The following is a 21,597-nucleotide window of genomic DNA, read 5'->3' as shown; positions in this document are numbered from 1 at the left end:
CTCATCCGCATCCGTCATATCCTCACCGGTCAACACCTGAAAAAGCCGCCTCACCCCCTCCGACACCATGATCGACGAAAACATCACACCCACCCAACCCTCAAACCAGCGACCAGGAAGTCCTGAGCCGCCCCGGTGCGTCGCCAGATTTCGTCTGCTAGGCAAGCGGGAATCGTGTCTCGTTCGAAGAAGCACCCGCCGGAGCTACGTGAGCAGGCCGTGCGGATATTCGCCGAGGCTCGTGGGGAGCATGCCCCGGTGCGGTCGGCGATCCAGGCAGAGACCGATCTACCGGGTGCTGGGACAGCCGAGACAATGCGCAGATGGGTTCGCCAAAGCGAGATCGACACCGGGGCGCGTGCGGGTGTAGCGTCCGAACAATCGGCGGAGTCGCAACGGCTACGCCGGAACAACGTGGAACCAGGGCGTGACAACGCGACCTTCAAGGCGACGTCGGCTTGCTTCGCGGCCGAAATCGACCGACCACATCGCTGACCGCGAATTTCATTGCAGAACACCAGAACCTCCACAAGAGGGCCTGCGCAGAGGTGTCGAGTCGATCCGCCCCGCCCGCACAGCTGTCACGCGAGTAAAGGTCTCCGGCCCCACCTGGGCGATTCGTCTTGGGCGCGCTTGCCAACTCCAGCCAAGACACCTCGTCCGTGGCCTCCGCAAACGGTGGGGCCGCCAGCAGAAACCAACGTTGCTGACCAGACATCGCCCCTCACCGCTTCTCGTCATGCGCGCATGCGGTGTAGCGCACACGAAACCGGAGCGACGATGCCAGCCAACACGGCATTCCGCCACGAAAGACCGACAAATAAGCCCCTTTAACCCGGACAATAGAAGAAAAGGGGCACCGCGGACGGATCCGAGGCCCGGAGCCGACCGCTAGGCCCGTGAGTCGTTTCTGGTAAAACGTGATCACGCCAGGGGCACCGCAATAGCCGCCGCCGGCCATCACCCGACGACGACGGGCCGGTTTTCCGGTGATGCTGGAGACCGGTCGTCGGCAGCAGCAGCCGCAACTCGTACATGGACGCGATGGACGCCTGCCGCGAGTTCGCCAACCGCCACGGGAGGGCGCCGCTTATCATCACGGCCAACGACTCCGGCGACGAAGAGGCGGGGTGCACTGCCAGCGTCTTCACTCCTGGACGAGCACCCGGAGGTCGACGCGATCTACCCGACCGTCCGGCAGCACCTGCTCCAGCTTGGCCAGCGCGCGAACCGAGGTCTCCTCGATCCCGGACACCGTGCCGCTCGCGGCCGTGCGCAACCCGATCGCGACCGCGACGGCCTCGTCGTCCAGCAGCAGCGGCGGCAGCGCCGCACCCGCGCCGAGCCGGTAACCACCCGCCACACCCGGAGTCGCGTGCACGGGACAACCGAGGCTGCGCAAGCAATCGCCGTCCGCGCGGACCATCCGCGTGCTCACCCCAAGGCGCGCGGCGAGGTCCGCGCCCGACCAGTCTCGTCGTGCCTGCTCGGCGAGCTGAACGTCTTGGTCAACAACGCCGGAATCCCGTCTACCAAGCCGCTCATCGACACCTCCGAGGGCGACTGCGGCCGCGTCATGGCGGTCAACACGAAGGGAACCTTCCCGTCGATGCAGCACGCGGCGCGACGGATGCGCGACGGCGGGCGGATCGTCAGCATCTCCACGATGAGCACGGTGTGGGCCAGCCCGGGCGATCCGCTTACGTGGCAGGCAAAGCCGCCGTCGAGCAGTTCACGAGCGTCGCGGCGAAGGAACTCGGATCGCGCGGCATCAGTCAACGCCGTCTCCCCCGGCCCGGCCGACACAGACCTGCTGCGCGGTGCTGTCGGCGACGAGGCGCTGGCCGCCACTGCGCGCATGATCCCGCTGGGCAGGCTCGGGCGGGCGGCCACTGGCGGAGCCGACATGGGGGCGTTCCTGGCCGGCCCCGACGCGCGGTGGATCACCGGGCAGAACGTTCGCACCACCGGCGGGCTGGTGTGGTCGACCGGCCCCACCACCGGTAGGTGCCTCCCCGGGCTGACATTGCCCAACGCGGTGTGAAACGATTTCGGGTGTTTCACGTGGTCTTCTACCATCCCGAGATCCCGGGCAACGCCGGCAACGCGATCCGGATGGCGGCCGGTTCCGGCTGCGCGCTGCACCTGATCGAGCCCCTCGGCTTCTCCGTCGAGGACTCGAAGCTGCGCCGGGCCGGTCTCGACTACCACGACCGGGCGGCCCTGCATGTGCACGCCGACCTCGAATCGGCTTGGCGAGCGCTGAACCCGCAGCGGGTCATCGCGTTCACCTCGAAGTCTGAGCTCTCCTACGAGAAGGTGGCCTACCGGCCAGGAGACGTGCTGCTGTTCGGGCCCGAATCCACCGGGCTGCCCGAGGACGTGCTCGAAAGGGCGGCGTTGCAGGTCCGGATCCCGATGCTCCCCGGCATCCGCTCGATGAACCTCGCTAACTCGGCAGCGGTCGCGGTCTACGAGGCGTGGCGTCAGCAGGGCTTCGCGATGCCTTCGTAGCTAGGCCCGCACGGCCCCGCGCGAGGTTCTGGTCCACGGCCAGGTCAGCAGGGCCCACGCAACCAGCCCGACGACCACCTCAACCGCCAGGTACCAGGGCCAGCCGCCCATCACGTCCAGCAAGGACGGGTTGTTCGGCTTCCGGCTGACGAAGCCGTAGTTGGTGCCCGCCCAGGAGTTGAAGACCAGCATCGCCGCGCCCCAGCCGACGGTCACCGCGGCGGCGAACCAGTAGCCGCGCCAGTTCGGCCGCAACCCGACGCCCCAGGTCAGGTAGGCCGCAGCCCAGACGACCAGCAGGTGCTGGCCCCAGAACTCGATGAAGTCGGGCGACGGGAAGTCCGGGGCGTCCAGCGCGGGCGTGATCATCGCCTGCGGGGTCAACGTTAGCCCCCAGTAGTAGAGGAGCGCGTGGGCCAGCGGCCGATGGGTCCACAGCGCGACGGCACCGACGATCCAGGCGAGGTCGCAGAGCTGCAGCGGCAGCGATTCACCGATGTTCCAATGCGCCGGCAGGAACCGGGGGACCAGCATCGCCACGTTGAACGCCACGACCACCATGGCGAAGGTGCGCGTGAACACCACCTCGGTCCGCGGATCGCGGTTCCGGCGCCCGAGCGCGACCAGCACGACGGCCCCGACGGCAATCAGCACCATGAGCACCCAGTGCGACGGGCCGTAGGGAACGAAGCGATCCACCGGAGGCGGCCCCACACCCCAAGCGTAGGCGAACGGATTCCCGCAATTTCAATGGAAATCGGACCTTAGATTTCCATTGAAATTGCGGGAATTATCCGCAACCACCGGCGCATCTCGCACGGTTTCAATCGAAAGTTTCAATTGAAACTGCAAGATACCGATGCCTCGGGCCTCTTTCAGACGGTGCGACGCAGGATCAGGCGTTCGCGGCGGCCTTGAGGGCCTCGGCGCGGTCCGTGCGCTCCCACGGCAGGTCGAGGTCGTTGCGGCCGAAGTGGCCGTAGGCCGCGGTCTGGGCGTAGATCGGCCGCAGCAAGTCGAGGTCGCGGATGATCGCGGCCGGGCGCAGGTCGAAGACCTCGTTGATCGACGCCTGGATCTTGACTGGGTCGACGTTCTCGGTGCCGAAGGTCTCCACGAACAGACCCACCGGGGCGGCCTTGCCGATCGCGTAGGCCACCTGCACCTCGATGCGGCTCGCCAGACCCGCCGCGACCGCGTTCTTGGCGACCCACCGCGTCGCGTAGGCGGCGGAGCGGTCGACCTTCGACGGGTCCTTGCCGGAGAACGCGCCGCCGCCGTGGCGGGCCATGCCGCCGTAGGTGTCGACGATGATCTTCCGGCCGGTCAGGCCCGCGTCGCCCATCGGGCCACCGACGACGAACCGGCCGGTCGGGTTCACCAGGAGGCGGGTGCCGGAGGTGTCGAGGTCGAGCTTGTCCACCTCGGGGCCGACCACCTTCTCGCGAATGTCGACTGCCAGCATCGACTCCAGGTCGATGTCGGCGGCGTGCTGCGTCGACAGCACCAAGGTGTCCAACCGCACCGGCTGGTCGCCCGCGTACTCGATGGTCACCTGGGTCTTGCCGTCAGGGCGCAGGTACGGCAGCACGCCGTCCTTGCGGACCTTGGTCAGCCGCCGCGACAGGCGGTGCGCCAGCGCGATCGGCAGCGGCATGAACTCCGGCGTGTCATCGCAGGCGTAGCCGAACATCAGGCCCTGGTCACCGGCGCCCTGCTTGGCGATCTCGTCGATCACGCCCTCGACGCGGGACTCGTGCGCGACATCCACGCCCTGCGCGATGTCCGGCGACTGCGAGCCGATGGCGACGTTCACGCCGCAGGAGTTGCCGTCGAAGCCCTTCGCGGAGGAGTCGTAGCCGATCTCCAGGATCTTTTCCCGGACGATCGTCGGGATGTCCGCGTAGGCGTCGGTGGTGACTTCGCCCGCGACGTGCACCTGACCGGTGGTCACGAGCGTCTCGACGGCCACCCTCGAACGAGGGTCCTGGGCCAGCAATGCGTCCAGGATCGAGTCGCTGATCGCGTCGCAGATCTTGTCCGGGTGGCCTTCGGTCACGGACTCACTGGTGAACAACCTGCGACCGGTGCGCAGGTCCGACTGCTGACTCACAACTCTCCCTGGATTTCTTCGCGTGGAAAAGCCCACAGCGATAGTCCGGCGTGCGAGGCCAGCCTACTGCCGGGGCAGCTGCCGGTTCACGGCATCCCACAATGTGGCCGCCAATCGGGACTTCGCGCCGAACGGGATCGGCTCCTCGGTGCCGTCGCCGCCCAGCAGCCAGCCCGCGTTGTCCTCGACCTCGAACGCCTGCCCGTCGCCGACGGTGTTGACCACCAGCAGGTCGCAGCCCTTGCGGGCGAGCTTGGCCCGGCCGTGCTCCAGCGCGCTGGTGGTCAGATCCCCGGTCTCCGCGGCGAACCCGACGATCACCGACGCGGCCAGCTTGCCCGCGTTCCGTGCCTCGACGAGCTCGGCGAGGATGTCCTGGTTCCTGGTCAACGCCAGCGGTTCCGGGTCCTGACCGGTCTTCTTGATCTTGTGCTCGGCCTGCGATACCGGCCGGAAGTCGGCGACCGCCGCGGCCATCACGACGACGTCCGCGCCGTCGGACTCGGCCAGCATCACCGACCGCATTTCCTCGGCGGTGCCCACCCGGATCACCCTGGTCCCGGCCGGATCGACCAGGTCGGCGGTGTGCGCGGCGACCAGCGTGACGTCCGCGCCGCGGTGCGCGGCGACCCGGGCCAGCGCGTAGCCCTGGCGGCCGGACGAGCGGTTGCCGAGGTAGCGCACCGGGTCCAGCGGTTCGCGTGTGCCACCGGCGGAGATCACCACACGGCGGCCTTCGAGGTCGCGGGGCAGCGCACGCGGTTCGGCCAGCAGCAGCCGGGCCAGGTCGACGATCTCGGCGGGGTCTGGCAACCGGCCCTTGCCGGTGTCCGCGCCAGTCAGCCGCCCGCTGTCGGGCTCGGCGACCACCACGCCGCGGCCGCGCAACAGCGCCACGTTGTCCCGCGTCGCCGGGTGCTCCCACATCTCGGTGTGCATCGCCGGCACCATCAGCACCGGGCAGCGCGCGGTCAGCAGCGTCGAGGTGAGCAGGTCGTTCGCCTGCCCGTGCGCGGCACGAGCCAGCAGGTCAGCGGTTGCGGGCGCGACGACGACCAGGTCGGCCTGCTGCCCGAGCCGCACGTGCGGGACCTCTTCGACGTCGGCGAACACGCCGGTCTCCACCGGCTGCCCGGACAGCGCCTCGAACGTCGCAGCGCCAACGAACCGCAGCGCGGCCTCGGTCGGTATCACCCGGACGCTGTGCCCGGACTCGGTCAGCCGCCGCAGGACCTCACACGCCTTGTAGGCGGCGATGCCGCCGCTGACGCCGAGGACCACCCGCGGGCGGTCCTGCGGCGCGCCCGCACCGCTGTTAACCGTCGTCACTCGCCTTCGGTGTGCTCGAGCACGCCCGCGTGGATCTCGCGGAGCGCGATCGACAGTGGCTTCTCCCGCGGGCCCGGCTCGACCAGCGGCCCGACGTACTCCAGCAGACCCTCGCCGAGCTGCGCGTAGTAGTCGTTGATCTGCCGCGCCCGCTTCGCGGAGTAGATCACCAGGGCGTACTTGGAGCTGACCTGCTCCAGCAGGTCGTCGATCGGCGGGTAGGTGATGCCCTCGACGGTGTCGGTCGACGGGCTGCTGTTGAGCGCAGCCAGCGCGCTGGGGGTGCTCACGTGAGTGGCTCCTGCTCCTCGTGGATGTCTGCTGGGGCGGCAGTGGCGCGGTCGGCGCTAGCTAAGCGCAAAAGGTGCGGTCACTGCTCGCGGCCAAGTATCAATCGTAGCAATTCGCTGGTCGCTGCCTGCACATCGGCGTTGACGACCGTCGCGTCGAACTCCGATTCGGCCGCCAGCTCCTCGCGCGCGGTCGCCAACCGCCGCTCGACCACCTCGGCGGGCTCGGTGCCGCGACCGATGAGGCGGTCCACCAGCACCTCCCAGGACGGCGGCAGCAGCATCACCAGCTGCGCCTCCGGCATCGTCTGCCGCACCTGGCGGGCGCCCTGGAGCTCGATCTCCAGCACGGCCGGCCGACCGGCCGCCAGGGCCTCCTCGACCGGTTTGCGCGGGGTGCCGTAGAGGTTGCCCGCGTAGCGGGCGTGTTCGAGCATCTCGCCGGCGGCGATCATCCGCTCGAACTCCGCGGCGGAGACGAAGTGGTAGTGCGCGCCGTCGACCTCGCCGGCGCGGGGCGCGCGGGTGGTCGCGGAAACGCTGAAGTAGATCTCCGGGGCCAGCCTGCGCACCTCGCTGAGCACGCTCGACTTGCCGACGCCGGAGGGCCCGGAAACGACGGTGAGCCGAGGCTCGCCCTGACGGACGGTCCTCGGCTCAGCGCCGGTTTTTGCGTCGATCACTCGCCGCTGAACTCGGAGAGCAGCGCCTTGCGCTGCCGCTCGCCCAGCCCGCGCAGCCGACGGCTGTTGGCGATCTCCAGCCGCTCCATGATCTGCGCAGCGCGGACCTTGCCGACGCCGGGAAGGGCTTCGAGCAGGGCGGAGACCTTCATCTTGCCCAAGACCTCGTCGTTGTCGGCGGTCTCCAGGACCTCCGCCAGCGTGGTTCCACCTCGCTTGAGGCGTTCCTTGAGCTCAGCTCGGGCGCGACGGGCGGCAGCCGCCTTTTCCAGAGCTGCTGCCCGCTGCTCCTCGGTCAGCTGGGGAAGGGCCACCATGTCCTCCGTGATGTGGGATTTCTCTTGATCGGTGCGGGCGACGGTACCGAGTCCGCTCCGCCGGGTTCAACTTGGGTCCCCGTTTTCGTGAGCAGGATTCATCCGGCTCGCCGCCCAGGCCCGCCTAGTACCGCTCGTACGAGGCGCGCACGAGCATGGGGCCGCTGCAAGTACTATCAACAAAGCCGCTGAAGTGCACTAATCTCAGCCAAAACTCTTCGAATGTGTCCGATTTCCGCACAGTTGAGCCACGCCGGGGGTGTCCTCGCAGGTCAAACCGGGGTGAGATGCCCCTCATCCGGGAAGTGATCAAGGACTCCGGCAATTCCGCTACGTGGAAGTTTCGCAACGGTTAGGCGGCGCGCCGACCGCCGGGGTGGCGGTCACGCCAGATCCAGAAGACGACGCAGGACGCCAGCGCCCACGCGCCCAGCACCAGGAACGGGAAGACGTGCTGGTAGCCGCCGAAGTAGACGGCGGTGTGCATCGCATTCACCGACGCCCCGGGCGGCAGCCAGGCGCCGACCAGGCCCAGCGGGGACGGCAGCAGCGGCCAGGACACCGCGCCGCCGGACGAGGGGTTGCCGAGCAGCACCATCAGCCCCCAGGTCGGCACCATCGCCCACCGACCCAGCAGCGTGTTGAACATCGTGAAGACCATCCCGGAGGTGAACATCGTCAGCGCCAGGATCAGCCAGGCCTCGACGACCGGGAAGCGGACCGCGCCCAGCAGCCAGTCCACCACGGCGATGATGGCGAAGCCGCCGAGCAGTGCGTAGGCGATCGTGAACCCGATCCGCTCGGCAGGATCGAGGGCCTTGGCGTGGACGCTGAGCTGGATGGCACCGACGAAGCCGATGACGATCGAGGCCAGCGTCACGTAGAACAGCGCGAGCCCGCGCGGGTCGCCGCGCTGCAACGGCTTGAGGTCGGTGACGACGACCGCCATGCCGAGGCTCGCCCCGGCCTTCTGCCCCACCTGCTCCAGGAGCTGCGCGACGGACGCACCCGAAGCACTGGTCACGTCGAGCCGGAAAACGTCGCCGCGCAGATCGAGCACGCCGAACACACGCTGCTCCTCCACGGCCTGCAACGCCTCGTCGTAGTTGGAGTGGTGGAGCTCGAACGCGGTGCCCGCGGCCTGCTCCATCTCGGCGACGAGCGCGGGATCGTGTCGGGTGCCGACGACGGCCAGTGGAACGCTGTGCGGCGTCGGATTGGCCATCGCGAAGGTGTAGGAGCCAGCGAACAGCGCAGCGGCTGCGGCGACGATGAGCACGAGCACGGTCGCCGGGAGGAACCGCGACTCCCGGAAGGCCCGCCACCAGCCGCGCTGCACTTCAGCCGACGCCATACGATGACTGTAAGTCGTCATTCGAGCACCGACCGGGTTCCCGTGGTCGGCGGGATTCGCGGAGCGACGGGCTCCCCGGGTCAGATGGTTTTCACGAGGTCCTGGACCCGGGCGGCCATGCGCTGCTTGTCGACCGGGGCGACGGTGGTCCAGGCTTCGGCGCTGCGGCGGCTGTTCTCGATGAGGTACCAGCCTTTGCCGGTGGCGAAGAAGTTGGTGACCACCGGGGCCCGGTGCCGCTTGCCCTGGCCGTCCATGACGGACGCACCGAACTGGGCCCACGCGATTCGCTCGCCCCCGGCCATCTCCACCAGCGTCCGCGCATCGTCGCGCCGAATCCCCTGCCGCGCAAGGTTTTCCGCCATCGCGCGGTCGGACTTCCCGGCGGCCTTGGCGGCCTGCTCCATCGCCCCGCTGCGCAGCGACACGGCCCGCCCGGTCCCGGCCTTGACGTCGTCAGGCAGCACGCTGAGCGCTGCCCGGACCATGGCGTCGGCGGGCAGGGCCTGCAGCCGAACACTCTGCTCGGTTTGCACCGCCAGTGTCGCGTTGTTCCGGACGTTGGCGACGAGCCCGGAAAGCTCCCGCTTCGCGCCGTCGGGCTTGCGGTCGTTGTAGGTGACGTCGAAGGCCCGCTCGTAGCGGTGCAGCGGCAGGAACACGCCGTAGATGTCGTCTTCCCGCATCTCATTGCCGAACCCGAGCGCGCGCAGCTCTTCCCACGCCCGCCGTTGCGCCTCGCGGCGCTCGGACTGCAAGATGCCTTCCGGGAGCACGTTGAGCACCAGCGGCTTGCTCCCCAGTTTGAAGTGCTTCCACGCCTCGTAGAACGCCTGCTTCGACAGCTCGAATTTCACCGGTCTTCTCCCCAGGCCAGTACGTGGGCGGCACCGAAACGGTGCCGCCCACGGCGTTTTCTATTGTCATCTAGTGTTTACGTCTGGTCCCACTCGCCGAAGACGGGCGGCGCGACCTTAGGCAATTCGTCGTCGAAGAAGCCGTGGTCGCCCTTGAGGTAGTCGGGGATCTCGTGCTCCTGGTCCTCCTCGCCCTGCTTGCCCTGCGGGCGAGCACCGGCCGCACCGGCCCCCGCTGCACCGCCGCGACCACCGGCACCACCAGGACCGGACCCGGGAGCGCCGCTACCGGGACCACCGATCCCGGCCCGGCCACCGGCACCAACACCGGGACCGCCGGCCCCACGACCACCGGCCCCACGACCACCGGCACCGAAACCACCCCGGCCGCCCGCACCACCGGCGCCGCCACCGCGGCCGCCGGCACCGCCAGCACCGCCGCCGAGCCCTGGCCGACCACCGGGACCACCAGGCACGCCAGGGCCACCAGGCACGCCGGGATAGCCTCGCCCGCCGTCGCCGACCGGAACGCGCGGCTGCGGGCCGGGAGTCCGGGGCGCATCAGGCCGCTGCCACACGGGATTCGTGTTGCTGACGTACCCGCTGCTGCTGGTGTTCGCGGGGCCGGTGGTCGTACCGGGGCCTGGCCCCGGCGGCCCCATCCTGTCCGCCACCACCGGAGTCGCCGACTGGCTGGTGGTGCTGTGCGGCGAAACCTGCGGAACGCTCCCAACGTGCGGGTGTTCAGATCCGGTGACGGCAACGTTCATGCCCCCGTCAGGCGGCGGCGTGAACACAGCACTCGCGGCGACGGTGCTCTGGGATGCGCTGTCGTAGTTCTGGAAGGCCTGCACAGCTTCCTGACGCAGCTTCTCGTTGTGCGCCTTGGCGTCCTCGGCGTCGGTCGAGCCGGTCCAGAATTTATCCCAGCCCTCTTCGATCCATGAGTCGTCTGGAACTTCCTGCTCCTCGCCCTTACCAGGAATCGACGACTGCACCTTCATGAACGCATCGCCCTGATCCGTCATCAGCTGCGACTGCGCGAGCGCATTGTCGGCGGTGACCTCGGTCCAGAGCACAATCGGCATGGCCTGGTTCTGCATGGCCTCACCGGACTCGGACTGCATGATGGCGCCGACGCTCTTCAGCTTGTCCTCGACGCGGGTCTTGAGGTCTCGGAGGTACTTGTCCTGGTCTCTCCAACCGACGGATGCGTCATAGAGTCCCTGAGGCGAGCCGTTCTCAACCCATGCCCGCATTTGTGAAAGCTGAACGCCTTCGAAATCGGATGGCTCAATCTGCCTGGTGTCAGTCATCCCTCGCCCCCTCACGCATTGGGAAGATTTTGAACTGCAGCCTCGGCTATCTTGGCGGCTTTGTCACACGCTTGCGATTCCATCGGGGACCCGGGACGAACGATCAAGTTAATGAACAGAGATCCCGAGTCCGAAACGTCTATAGCCAGCATGCAACCGGACGAATTGTTCACCTGCGCAGTCGGGTAGCCTGCTAGCTCAATCTCATGTGCCCCAGACCCAGAAGACGCAAACTGCTTCATCGTACGCCTGGGGTCAGCTGCGACGAAGCCAGTCCATCCGTCGCTACTGCCAGCCTCGCCAGCAGCGAAGCCGCAGCCCGGCTTGCCGTTCGACTCTTCCGGCTCCGGCCGCTGATCAATTCCAAGCGACTGTCGCTGGGCTGCAGTCAAGATCGCGCAGGGGTCTGAAAGACCCAATGACTTTGCTGGAGCTGACCGTGCGGACTGACTCGATGGCGGAGGAGATGAAGACTCAGCCCCGCCGCCCACCGGTGGGGCTTGTGTTCCCCCACCACTGCAGCCAGTAAGAACGAAGCTGGCCGCAGCTGCGCCGATCACGAGCGCCTTACGCAAGATACCCTCCGAAACTCTCCGCCGAGTTCTGATCATTTGTGCGAGTGTCCGAAGCATTATTGTGTAGTTTCTCCGCGGTTTTTCCGAAAAACTGCGCAAGCGTCATCAGATTTTCGTAGCAAGCGCGGTCGTCTCCAGCGGCAACCAGACCGTACTTCTCAGTGGCTCTAACGCTCACGGGATCGTCGCCAGGCGGCGAGAGGTAAGCCAGTTCTTGAACCTTCCGCGCTTGCTTTTCCAGCGCCTTAGCTTCGTCGTTGAAGAACCTCGCCAGTTCGTCGACCTTATCCGGGTCAATGCGCATCGACCCGTGCGCAGCCTGCGACTGCGCTAGGGCCGCCTTGTCCGCCGCGCGCGCGGCTGTTGTAGCGAAAGCTCCAACCGGAGCGAGCAAACCGCCCTGCTGCGCCCGGTGCTGCAGATAAGCCTGGTCCGTTGCGTCGAACTGGACCTGGTTGTCTTCCCCGTCGGCAGTCACCGCTGAACTCCCCTCGTCCGCGTGCCGTCGCGACGAGGGCGACGGTCATCCACTTGCCAGCGTGGCAAACGTTAGCGCACGCAAGCGGCCGACCAGACAAGAGTTGATGAAGACAAACTGCGGCATCCGGGTGAATTCTCACCCGGATGCCGGTGAGGGGTTTCGGATCAAGGTCATCTATGCATCGAACCGCCCTGCCCGAAGACCATCGACGAAGGAAGCCCAGGTCGGAGCGGCGAATACCAGGCTCCCGCCGTCTGGGTCCTTCGAGTCCCTTGTCGCGACAACTGGGCCGTTGAAGGCCACCTCTATGCAGTTTCCTTGCAAACTGCTCCTACTGCTCTTCCGCCACGGCACGAAAGCGACCTCGACACAGTTGCCGTAGTTGCTACTTCGGCTGCTCTTGCGCCAGTGAAGCGTTGAGAGATCCAGTGATGACACTGAGCTGCTCCTTGCCTGTCTTCACACCAACCCATCGGCGATGCAGTTGATGAGGTCCACTGAATCCTCGACCGACAGCGCCACCTTCTGCAAGGTTCTAAGGGCTTCTCTCGCCGCGGCCACGTGTTCAGACTCTTCAAGGAACGCGCTGCTTCCGCGATTCTCCAGGTACACGAGGCTTGCGTGCTTTTCGAAGTCGAGGATGGCGAAGGGACCCGCCATCCCCGGGTGCACGCCGACTGTCGATGGCAGCACACGCAAGGTGATGTTGTCCTGGCTAGTAGCGCTGACCAGGTGGCGGAGCTGGCGGAACATCACTCCCGCACCCCCAGCCGGGCGCTCCAAGATGCTCTGTTCGATGAGCGCTTCGAACAACGGTGCCGTTGGCCGGTTCAACAAGGTTTGTCGGCCGATGCGAGCCGTAACGAGAGTGTCGACCTCTGCCAAATTCAGATCCGAGTCGGTGCCCTGCACAATCGCGGTCGCGTACTCCGGAGTCTGCAACAACCCCGGGATGAGCATGGTCTCGTAGTTGTAGATGGCCGTGGCTTCTTTCTCGAAGCGGATCACATCCTCCCACATAGCTGGCAAGTGTCCACCCTGGACTTGCCACCAGTTCGGGTTCGCACCGCTGCGAACAAGCTTCAGCAGCTCCTCGCGGCGCTCCGCAGGTACCCGGTACAGGCCCAGTAGCGCCGCCACATCGTCGGCGTAGAGACCCCGCTGGCCGTTCTCGATCCTGCTCAGCTTGCTCATCGAAAAGCCAAGCGCCCCAGCTACTTCCTCTGCTCCGAGGCCGCTTCGCAGCCTCAGCTCACGGAGCTCGCTGGACACCCTCCGGACCCGGACCGGGACCCCGACTCGTCCGTTCATCTGCCCTCCCGCTTTCGGAATCGATCTGACCTCCCCTGATCACCATCGCCGGTTGCCAGCGGGGCACGTAACCCAAGTCACTCGAAAGTATGTTTGCGTGCCCGAACGGGGACCCCGGAAAGTGTTGTCGCAAGCGAAAACTCCGCTCTGGGAGGGCAGAAACATGTGCGCCAGCTGGAACATTCCGGCCGACGACCGACGCGCCGAGGTCATCGTCAGGATGCTCGTCCGCGACGAAGTCTCGATCAGCCAGAACGGCGTCGAAGTCGTGGTCGCGCGGCGACAGCTCACCGACCTCGCCGACAAGCTCTACTTCCTCGACCAGGCCTTCACCGCCGACGCCCGAGACGTCGTCGAAGCCCTTTGCTCCGAGTGAGCAAGAGCCCAGTCATGCAACGAGGAATGTGAATCCATGTATCAGCCTGTTCCACCGCACCAACCTGCTCCGCCGCCACGCCGTCGTCCGAGATGGCCAGTGGTGCTCGTGATCTCGCTCGTGTGCGTCGTGCTCGTCAGCGCGGCGTTCGTCGGGATGCTCTACCTCAGCGCCATGCAACATAAGCACGACGCGAGCAACCGGCAGGAAGCTCCACCACGGCCGCAGCGGCCGGACACAATCGCCGTGTTCTCCCAGGCACCGGGCCAAGGCCCGCCGGGCAGCTACGGCGGCACGGCGCTCTACGACGCATGCGAGATCCTTCCGATGGAAGCGCTGCCGAAGCTCGGGCTACCCATCACACCGGAATTGACGGTGACGCACACCTACTTCGACGGTGATGTACCCCGGTCAGAGATCGTCAAGCAGGACGCCTTGGCGCTTCCGAGCAGTTGCGACTACTCCGTTGAATCAGGCGCAGCCGTCACGTTGCACATCTACCAGCCTCCGTTCATGGACGCCGACAAGATGCGGATCAACCGGCCCGATCCCGAAGATGCACCAATCAGCAAGGACCGGGGACTCGATGTCAGCGTCCGCCGCAATGAGCGCATCGAGATGTGGATCGCGACCGTGTCTGGTCCAGGCGTAATCGCGGAAGCTCTGGTCGCGGACCCTCGCGGCGACAGCACAGGTTGGAACGGCAAGGCGATCGCCGAGGCCCTCCGCGGACCTCTGGTGAGCCGGGTGCTAGCCGGGCCGACCGCGCACCGCCAGCCCAACTACACCGGGGGCTACGAAGGCGCGAAGAATCCGTGCGATGCGCTGACACCCAGCGCTTTCGAAGCAACTCTGGGCAAGCCCGCTATGCCGCAGGCGAATGCAATGTTCCGAGTCGGTGACATGGTGATGCACGAGTTCGACCGCTCTGTCAGCTACCGGATCGACACCGCCTGCACGCGGAACGCCCTCGTCTCCGGTGGTCGTCTCGCCCCGGATCACGCTGCTGCCGACGTCCAGATCAGCTATTGGCTGGACGAACGCGGCGCAAACACCCGGCAACAGTCGGAATGCCGTGACACGATCAGCGACGTCGAGCCGATACTGGTCGACGTCCGGGTCGGTGACGGCCCAGTGTGCATGAAGAACCTCGGTAGGAAGTTCACGATGTTCTTCAAGGTCGGCCGGGCAACGGTGCACCTCGGCGCATCCAGTGCCATTGACGACCCCCACCAGGAAGCCCGCCGCCTCGCACCGATGGCTCAGCAGATCGCCGCGAACCTCCGCACGTGAGCGAACCGCAGCCAAGTACGGGCAAGCGCAAGCGCCCGGCTTTGTTTGGAGCGAAAGGGCTGTTCGCGTCAATAGGAGCCTGTTGCGTTTTCGGGTTTGCCCGTTTGGGATCACGGTGGTGTGGCGAAGGGGTTTCGGCGGGTTGATCGCATCAGCAGTTTCTGCTTCCGGTGGATATGCGGGAGTGGTTGCCTGCGGCTCATCTGGCGTGGTTTGTGCTGGATGTTGCCGGGGAGCTGGATATCGAGCCGTTTTTGTGCCCGGTATCAGCTGGGTGGTGCCGGGCGCCGGGCGTATGACCCGCGAATCCTGCTGGGGTTGTTGGTTTATGGGTATGCGGTGGGTGAGCGTTCGTCACGCCAGATTGAGCGGTTGTGTGAGACGGATGTGGCGTTCCGGGTGATCTGTGCGCAGGATGTGCCGGATCACACCCGGATCGCCCGATTCCGTAAGGACAACATCGACGCATTCGAAGGCGTGTTCGCTGAGGTGCTGGCGTTGTGTGCCCGGGCGGGCATGGTCCGATTGTCCACAGTAGCCATTGATGGCACCAACATAGCCGCGAACGCTTCGATCGAGGCATCCCATGATCTGGGGTGGTTCCGCCGTCAGGCCGATCAGATCATCGCTGAAGCGCAGGCCGTCGACGGGGCCGAGGACAGCACTTTCGGCCCGACGCGCGTGGTGACGAGCTGCCGCCGGAGCTGGTTGATCCGGCCGGCCGGGCCGCCGGAGATCCGGCGTTGTCTGGACGAGCTGGAAGCCGAAGAAGCCGCGGCCGCCGCCGAAGAGGCCGAGAAAAACGCTAAAGCCCGGCTGCATCTGCAACGGGTGGCTACCGAGCCGGTGCCCGGTCGTCTGCCGGCGGGGGTGGACCGTGTCGAGGCGGCGCGGGCCAGGCTGGAGCGGGAACGCGCCCGCCGCCAAGCCGAGAGTGACGCCTACAACGCGACAGTCGCCGCCGCGCTGACGCAAGGACGCCCACGGCCGCCGGGGCGGCGGGTCAGTGATCCCGAGGGCGGCAAACGGATGAAGAAAGCCCGCGCCGCGCTGGAGGCCGCGCTCGCCGCGGCGGAGGCCACCAGCGACAACGACCGGACCACAACCAGCAACAACGGCAACAACAACAGCAGCGGCGGTAAGAAGGAGAACACGCCGCCGCAGCGCAACGTCACCGATCCCGACAGCAGGATCATGCCTACCCGTGGGGGCTGGATCCAGGCGTTCAACGCCCAGTTCGCGGTCTCGGCCGACCATGTCATCACCACGCTGGGACCCAGCGACAACCCTGCTGATACCGGCGAGTTCGCTGACATGCTCACCCGCACTCAGGCCACCGCCGAGTGGCTCAACACCCACCGCGACACCCCTGAGGACATCGGCACGGCCCTGTTCGACGCGGGTTATTTCAGCGAGGACAACCGCAACCATCCCGGGCCGGACCGGCTGATCGCGCCAGGGAAATCCCGCCATATCCAGCGCGAGGCCGCTACCAACCCCACCAGCGGCCCGCCCCTGAGGACGCCACCCCCGTCGAGGCCATGCGCCGTCACGGCACCGGCTGCGCACCTCCGAAGTAGCCGAGCTCTACAAGAAACGCGGCGCCACCGTCGAACCTGTCAACGGCATCATCAAAGACCGCCACCGACTCCGGCGGTTCAGCCTGCGCGGCCTGGCCGCTTGCCTCGGCGAACTCAACCTCACCGCCGCAACCCACAACCTCCGCCCCCTGTTCAACAACCACCACACCCCAAACCGAAACCGCAACAGGCTCCCAGGCGGAAACAAGGGGTCAGTATTCAGCCGGAAGCGACATAGCACCACCGTCGTGCACGCGAGTACGAGCAAAAGCGACCGTAGTGCACACGACGTCCGGGAAACTCCGACGCCCCGAAGTCCTCGGCACACAGCCTGGTCCGGCAGGGGGTGCGGGTGCCGTATCGGACTCGGGCATAGCGCGGCCGTGGCGCTGCTCGAACGCGGGCGTGCCGCGGTTGATCAGTTCCCCGGTTTCTTACGGAACGCCCTCTGCCACCTCCGCAATCTTCTCCAGCGACTCCGCCATCCCGAAGCCGGGCTGTCCTGAGCCGCCGGCAACGACAGATCGCCTTCAGGAACCGGAGGCAGCCCTGACACCGGCAGCCCTGACACCGGCAGCGGGGACACCGGCAGCGGGGACACCGGCAGCGGGGGCGCGGGTTCGATCAGATCGGGATCCACCACCGGCCGCCCACCGGTATCCGGCGTGCCCGCCCCGCCATCGCGTGTGGTGGCCGCAGGCCCCAGCGACGCAGCACCACCGTCCGAATCCGCCACCGCCCCAGTCCCTGACGTGACAGTCTCCGTTAGGGCGGCATCCGAGAACACACCAGAACCATGCGGGATACCCGCCGGTGACCTCTCCCCGGCCGAATCCGGCGTCTGCGATGCCAGCACATCCAGCGACCCATCCCCAGACGCACCAGCACCGTTCGCAGTGCGGATGTGGTGGGCGATCTGCTCCAGCAACCCTGTGATCGCGCCAGGACGACTCGGGTCAGGAATCACGATGCCCGAGCCCTTCACCATGTCCTTCGCCATCTTATTGCCGAGGAAGACCTGAACAACGATGTAGTGGACCGAAGCCTTCAACGATTTCCCGAGCCCATCGATGACCTTTTGCGATTCGGGCCGCAGAGACGGAACTGGGGCATTCACCTTCTTCCACTGTTCCCATGCCTCGGATTTCCACTGTTCCGATGCCTCGGACGGGAACTCGTCTTCCTTCGTGGCATCGGCCCACGCGAGACGGCGCTCAGCCTCCCGAATCCCGCTCTCGCTCCACACCACCCGCCGCAACGGCTGCGGCCTCTGCATGACCCCGCCGGCGATAGCCCCCAGAACAGCCTGGGGCAGTACAATCCCTAAGTCGTTGAAGGACGTCCCGTCGCTGCTCGTCAACACCTCCCATACCTCCCGCTCGCGAATCCGGATGAGGTGAATCACCTCGAGTGCTCGGCCCGGGCCGAGGTAGCGCACCAGCTCCGAATCCGGGAGCCGGGCAGCCTCGCGCATCAACCGCAGATTGGTCGGGTCGGGCTGCCTACTGCCGTCCAGCCATGCCTGAGCCGTGGACTGGTCAACGCTGGTCACCGCAGCCGCTCGGGTCGGACCGAGGTAGCGCACCAATTCCCCATCCGGGACTCCCGCCGGAACAGCACCCTCAGCGACGTACTTCACCAGATCGCCCAGAGTCCAATCCCACCAATCCTGCGTGGTCGACAAACCGAAAACCCTCTGCGCGGCGGCAGATGCCCACTCCGGCGGCCCTTGCGAGAACATCCGCACGCGCCAGAAGCCGCCCAGCACCCGCAATCGGTCCGCCAGCGCGACCGCCCGTTCCGGCCCGCCGAACGCCTCGACAACCGTGTCGAACACGATCCCGCGCACCATCGCACGATCGTCGGGGCGGCCGCGACGCCACTCGCGCACGGTTCTCAGACTAACGCCCAACGCGTCGCTGACCCGATAGTCATCTTCACCGAAGAAGCGCGTGAGGTAGTCCAGCTCACGACCGTCAAGGTCACGCTCCAACTCTTGCAGCACCCGCAGCTCCCGCGGACTGGGCTGCCTACCTCGCAGACCGCTGAGGTCGCGCACCTGCACCCGGCTGTCGGTAGCACGCGCCAACTCGTCCAGGCCACCGGGCCTGGCCACCGCTTCCTCCAGCTCGCGACGGTAATCAGCCGCGATGCGGGTGTCACGCCCTCCAAGAGGCAGACGGCCGGGATCGGCCCGGCGCATCATGAACTGACCCAAAGCGCGCAACAACCGCTGCTCGTACGGAGGACCGTCCGGCAGCAGTGTCTCGACCAGACTCTGGACCGCCTCTCGCCCGCCATACTTGCTGACCACCGACCCGATGAACGCCCGGCGCAACGCCTCGACACCCCATTCGGGCAGGTGGGACCGCATCCGCCACACCCGCGCCGTGGTCTCATCCACCCCCAACGCCTGAGCCAGATACCGCTTCCGGCCCAGCCCCGGGTTGAACATACCCATCCCCAACCCCTGAGCCAGATACCGCTCCCAGCCCACCCCCGGGTTGACCATATCCATAAGCGCCGCAGGCCCCGCATCCTCCAGGGCCGCGAACAACCCCTCCCATTCGACCTCGCGACCACGACGCCACAGCCACGGATCCGCCAGCCCGTACTCCACCCTGACACCTGCCGGGTCCACCACATGCACAAAGAACTCCACCGACTCCCCGCTGTACTCCAACACGACCTCTTCCCGCAAATTCCCGTCCGTATCCAGCAAATCCCCGTCCGGATCCTGATCCGCCGGCACGTCCCACAACTGCTCCGGCGGCCGCTCGGTCAGCGGGCCCCACAAGTCCTTCGGCCGCGTGGCGCTATCCGGCCTCGCCCCTGGCTCATCCTCACCCATCACATACCAGACGTCGGTGCCCTCCTGCACCACATCTGGCAGACCTTCGAAGCCCCACTCCCACGATCGGACGCTCCACGTCGTCTTCCGCTTCTTCACCACCACCGCATGGCCCACACCACGCCACCAGTGCAGCATCTCTATGAACGCCCCAACATTGTGACCATCAACATCGGCCAGCCTCGGGCGCGCGGCCACCCCGGTCGCCGCCGCGAAAGCGTTCAGCGCCGCGCGCCCCTGCTCAGAAACCCCCGCCAACTCCTCCTCGCTCAGCACCACACTCCGGCCATTCACCACATCCGGCAGCGACCCCCGTGACCTATCCCGCGCGTACTCCGCCTCGCTGCCATGCGGCTCAGGCCCCCCATCCACCGGAGGCTTCAGCTCACCGAAGGGCACCGGGACAGGCTCCACATCGGACAGCGGTGATGGCCCGGCCCCGGCCTGGATGATCGGTTCGCTGCGCCGCGTACCCAGCCTGTCGGCCAGCGCCCGGGAAAACGCCACCACCTCATCATCGCCGCGGTTGCGGCGCTTGGCCGCGACCAGCGCCACCACATCCTCCAGCGGCACAACGGCATCCGCACGAGCCAACCCCGCGACGTCATGCGTGCGCTGCACAATCAGCCCCGCCGCGTCCTTTTCACCGCTGGACAACTCCAGCTTCTTCGCCTGATCGATCGCGTGGTTCAGTTCCTCCTGCGTCCACTGCCCCACCGGTATCTCACTGGTATCCCGTACCGTGCCCGCCCCGGCACCGGGCGTGGTTGCCGCGGGCTGTACCTCCCCAGCCACCGACCTCGCCTGGGCAGACCCCGTCCCCGAAGGGGGTGTCTCATCCCGGGCCACCGTCGTCCCGCCGGAGGCGGCCGGCACCGCAGCCGAGGCCTCTGCCAGACCGGCCCCGCCCGCACTCTCGCCGGCCAGCACCCCGGCACCAGGCCCGGCCAGCGGCTTGGGACGAGAACCATCCGCAGCGAACACCATGAACCGCGGCCCTTGCCCGGCCTGTCCCGACGTCATCGCGACGACGTTGCGGCCCAAATCCTGCGCCAGCGCCGACCCCTGACCCGGCATCACCACCACACCCGCGTCCGGATCACCTGGGGACACCAACACCACTGGCCCCGTGGAATCCGCCACACCGCCCCGCCCCCGCACGAACTCCGCCAGCCCGTCACCAGCAACCTCCTTCGCGGACACCGCCACCCGCACCGTGTCCACCGGCAAGCCCACCGGCAGGACCGCCACCGCATCCCGATCCACCAACGGCGCCGTCTGCGCCCCCTGCCCCGAGGGCATCGCCGAATCCGGTGACACCGCAGCCCCATCCTGGCGATGCGAATCCCCACGCGCCGGAATCAAGTCCGCACCGAGACCGTCAGCCCGCACCTGAACATCCGCCGGTCGGTTTGGCGGTTTGCCGTCGTTGGAGGAATCGCTTGGCCGTTCGATCCGATCCGTTCCACCGGAGAACTCGTCCGGGTTGGTCAGGTTGGTCTTGGTTCGATCCACCGGGCGGCTGCCACCAGAATCCGGGCTGGACGAATCCCCGGTCGACCAGGCACCACCGTCCGTGGAGTTATAGACAGCATCACTGTCCACAACAGACCCCGGGGCATGCATTGAGCTCCCGGACGGTTCCTCTTTTTCGCCCAAGCTCTCAAGCCGCTTCAGCAACCCTGGCTGTTCCTCCTTCATGAAGGTATCGAATTCGTCGCGCCCCGCGTCATCGATGGCCGCATCCGCCGCATCCGCCACATCCGCATCGCCGGTGGGCGTGCCAGGGTTCGGCCCCGGCCCCGGGTCGCTCCCCGGCTCGGGCCCGGCGCCCGCACTCACAGCCGTCAAGTCCTCCCAAATACGGGCTAGGCTGCCCCGGACCTGCGCGATCTCACCGTCCCCGTCCCCACGCATCATGTGATAGGCCATCACGCTTACAGCCTGCGACGAGCCGTTAAGTGGCGCCCCCAATTTTTCGGATGCGGCATCCAACAAGGAATCTCTTGCCGGGCCAGACAATTCCTCCAACCCCGCAGTGGCCTGATCGCTCAACACTTGCAGTTCCCGCTGCGCAGCAGCACGACGCGACGAGCGCGCCAGGCCACGCCAGGCCTTCTCGACCTTCCGCATCCCGGGCAACCTGTCCTCGACCCACTGCAGATCCTCTGCGGTCCAGGCTCCCTGCCGCACCATGCGTTTCGCAGCTTCGACGTTGGATGCGCGCTGACCGTCCGGATCGAACCCCGGCGGCATCGCCTTCAGATGCCGCTGCATCCGGCCCGCCAACTCGGCCACCTCCGCGATCCCGGCGAGGTTACCGAGCCGCCCCCGCCGCTCGGCCTCCGGCAAATCAA

The 21,597-nt window shown here is 66.9% G+C and carries 18 protein-coding genes and 3 pseudogenes; 6 read left to right on the top strand and 15 right to left on the bottom strand.

The genetic code is table 11. The features are described from left to right. Positions 1-1,195 precede the first annotated feature (1,195 nt). Positions 1,196-1,486, bottom strand: a pseudogene (locus ACWDKQ_RS28970) (helix-turn-helix transcriptional regulator); the annotation flags it as partial. Between ACWDKQ_RS28970 and ACWDKQ_RS28965 the strand changes: the two are divergent. After that, positions 1,376-2,044 carry an SDR family oxidoreductase gene (locus ACWDKQ_RS28965; protein ID WP_450141937.1) on the top strand — a complete coding sequence of 223 codons (669 nt, stop codon included), beginning with the start codon at positions 1,376-1,378 and terminating at the stop codon, positions 2,042-2,044. The pseudogene ACWDKQ_RS28970 and the gene ACWDKQ_RS28965 sit on opposite strands and share 111 nt — an antisense overlap. An 11-nt stretch (positions 2,045-2,055) precedes the next feature. After that, positions 2,056-2,514 (top strand): tRNA (cytidine(34)-2'-O)-methyltransferase, encoded by a 459-nt coding sequence (locus ACWDKQ_RS28960; protein ID WP_450141936.1) that lies wholly within the window; start codon positions 2,056-2,058, stop codon positions 2,512-2,514. Here ACWDKQ_RS28960 and ACWDKQ_RS28955 read toward each other — a convergent pair whose 3' ends face one another. From ACWDKQ_RS28955 to ACWDKQ_RS28895, 13 genes are all read right to left on the bottom strand, one after another. After that, a complete protein-coding gene (locus ACWDKQ_RS28955; protein WP_450141935.1) occupies positions 2,515-3,213 on the bottom strand; it encodes a YwaF family protein in 699 nt (232 codons plus the stop codon). Positions 3,214-3,409: 196 nt separating this feature from the next. Next, complete coding sequence (gene metK, locus ACWDKQ_RS28950) at positions 3,410-4,591, bottom strand: methionine adenosyltransferase (RefSeq protein ID WP_450141940.1); 1,182 nt, start codon at positions 4,589-4,591, stop codon at positions 3,410-3,412. A gap of 99 nt (positions 4,592-4,690) precedes the next feature. Continuing rightward, entirely contained in the window at positions 4,691-5,956 is a 1,266-nt protein-coding gene (coaBC, locus tag ACWDKQ_RS28945; protein ID WP_450141934.1) for a bifunctional phosphopantothenoylcysteine decarboxylase/phosphopantothenate--cysteine ligase CoaBC, read from the bottom strand. After that, positions 5,953-6,246, bottom strand: a complete 294-nt coding sequence (rpoZ, locus tag ACWDKQ_RS28940; protein WP_450141933.1) for a DNA-directed RNA polymerase subunit omega — start codon at positions 6,244-6,246, stop codon at positions 5,953-5,955. The genes coaBC and rpoZ overlap by 4 nt, the downstream gene beginning before the upstream one ends. Positions 6,247-6,326: 80 nt before the next feature. Continuing rightward, entirely contained in the window at positions 6,327-6,929 is a 603-nt protein-coding gene (gmk, locus tag ACWDKQ_RS28935; protein WP_450141932.1) for a guanylate kinase, read from the bottom strand. After that, on the bottom strand, positions 6,926-7,243 hold the full coding sequence (gene mihF / locus ACWDKQ_RS28930) for an integration host factor, actinobacterial type (protein WP_168589747.1): 318 nt from the start codon (positions 7,241-7,243) through the stop codon (positions 6,926-6,928). Before mihF ends, gmk begins: the two co-directional genes overlap by 4 nt. A gap of 355 nt (positions 7,244-7,598) precedes the next feature. Next, on the bottom strand, positions 7,599-8,621 hold the full coding sequence (locus ACWDKQ_RS28925; RefSeq protein ID WP_450141931.1) for an ABC transporter permease: 1,023 nt from the start codon (positions 8,619-8,621) through the stop codon (positions 7,599-7,601). Positions 8,622-8,680: 59 nt separating this feature from the next. Continuing rightward, positions 8,681-9,457 (bottom strand): ESX secretion-associated protein EspG, encoded by a 777-nt coding sequence (locus tag ACWDKQ_RS28920; RefSeq protein ID WP_450141930.1) that lies wholly within the window; start codon positions 9,455-9,457, stop codon positions 8,681-8,683. A 77-nt stretch (positions 9,458-9,534) separates the two neighbouring features. After that, the gene (locus tag ACWDKQ_RS28915; protein ID WP_450141929.1) at positions 9,535-10,716 is read right to left on the bottom strand and encodes a hypothetical protein; all 1,182 of its coding nucleotides are present in this window, start codon (positions 10,714-10,716) and stop codon (positions 9,535-9,537) included. 68 nt (positions 10,717-10,784) lie between these two features. Continuing rightward, entirely contained in the window at positions 10,785-11,384 is a 600-nt protein-coding gene (locus ACWDKQ_RS28910; RefSeq protein ID WP_450141939.1) for a DUF3558 domain-containing protein, read from the bottom strand. Continuing rightward, on the bottom strand, positions 11,341-11,826 hold the full coding sequence (locus tag ACWDKQ_RS28905; RefSeq protein WP_450141928.1) for a hypothetical protein: 486 nt from the start codon (positions 11,824-11,826) through the stop codon (positions 11,341-11,343). Before ACWDKQ_RS28905 ends, ACWDKQ_RS28910 begins: the two co-directional genes overlap by 44 nt. 177 nt (positions 11,827-12,003) lie before the next feature. Continuing rightward, positions 12,004-12,267 carry a DUF397 domain-containing protein gene (locus tag ACWDKQ_RS28900; protein WP_450141927.1) on the bottom strand — a complete coding sequence of 88 codons (264 nt, stop codon included), beginning with the start codon at positions 12,265-12,267 and terminating at the stop codon, positions 12,004-12,006. Positions 12,268-12,288: 21 nt separating this feature from the next. Then, positions 12,289-13,140, bottom strand: coding sequence for a helix-turn-helix domain-containing protein (locus ACWDKQ_RS28895; RefSeq protein WP_450141926.1), 852 nt, complete (start codon positions 13,138-13,140; stop codon positions 12,289-12,291). Between the two features lie 163 nt (positions 13,141-13,303). On the opposite strand from ACWDKQ_RS28895, the gene ACWDKQ_RS28890 reads away from it, so the two are divergent. The 4 genes and pseudogenes from ACWDKQ_RS28890 to ACWDKQ_RS28875 all read left to right on the top strand — a co-directional run bounded on the left by ACWDKQ_RS28890 (position 13,304) and on the right by ACWDKQ_RS28875 (position 16,895). Further along, a complete protein-coding gene (locus ACWDKQ_RS28890; RefSeq protein WP_450141925.1) occupies positions 13,304-13,516 on the top strand; it encodes a hypothetical protein in 213 nt (70 codons plus the stop codon). Positions 13,517-13,624: 108 nt separating this feature from the next. After that, positions 13,625-14,809, top strand: coding sequence for a hypothetical protein (locus tag ACWDKQ_RS28885; protein WP_450141924.1), 1,185 nt, complete (start codon positions 13,625-13,627; stop codon positions 14,807-14,809). Positions 14,810-15,031: 222 nt separating this feature from the next. Continuing rightward, positions 15,032-15,289: pseudogene (locus tag ACWDKQ_RS28880) on the top strand (transposase); the annotation flags it as partial. A gap of 1,081 nt (positions 15,290-16,370) precedes the next feature. After that, complete coding sequence (locus tag ACWDKQ_RS28875) at positions 16,371-16,895, top strand: transposase (protein ID WP_450141938.1); 525 nt, start codon at positions 16,371-16,373, stop codon at positions 16,893-16,895. Here ACWDKQ_RS28875 and ACWDKQ_RS28870 read toward each other — a convergent pair. Then, positions 16,808-21,597, bottom strand: a pseudogene (locus tag ACWDKQ_RS28870) (hypothetical protein); the annotation flags it as partial. The gene ACWDKQ_RS28875 and the pseudogene ACWDKQ_RS28870 sit on opposite strands and share 88 nt — an antisense overlap.

It is taken from the genome of Saccharopolyspora sp. NPDC000995 (assembly GCF_053599315.1).
The sequence above is the reverse complement of the archived record's forward strand: the minus strand, read 5'-3'. Positions and strand labels throughout refer to the sequence as shown.

Coding starts and splice junctions, on each gene's coding strand:
- ACWDKQ_RS28925 (WP_450141931.1), bottom strand. CDS start 8,621: ATGACGACTTACAGTCATCGTATGGCGTCGGCTGAAGTGCAGCGCGGC.
- ACWDKQ_RS28915 (WP_450141929.1), bottom strand. CDS start 10,716: ATGCGGGCATGGGTTGAGAACGGCTCGCCTCAGGGACTCTATGACGCA.
- ACWDKQ_RS28910 (WP_450141939.1), bottom strand. CDS start 11,384: ATGATCAGAACTCGGCGGAGAGTTTCGGAGGGTATCTTGCGTAAGGCG.
- ACWDKQ_RS28895 (WP_450141926.1), bottom strand. CDS start 13,140: ATGAACGGACGAGTCGGGGTCCCGGTCCGGGTCCGGAGGGTGTCCAGC.
- ACWDKQ_RS28890 (WP_450141925.1), top strand. CDS start 13,304: ATGTGCGCCAGCTGGAACATTCCGGCCGACGACCGACGCGCCGAGGTC.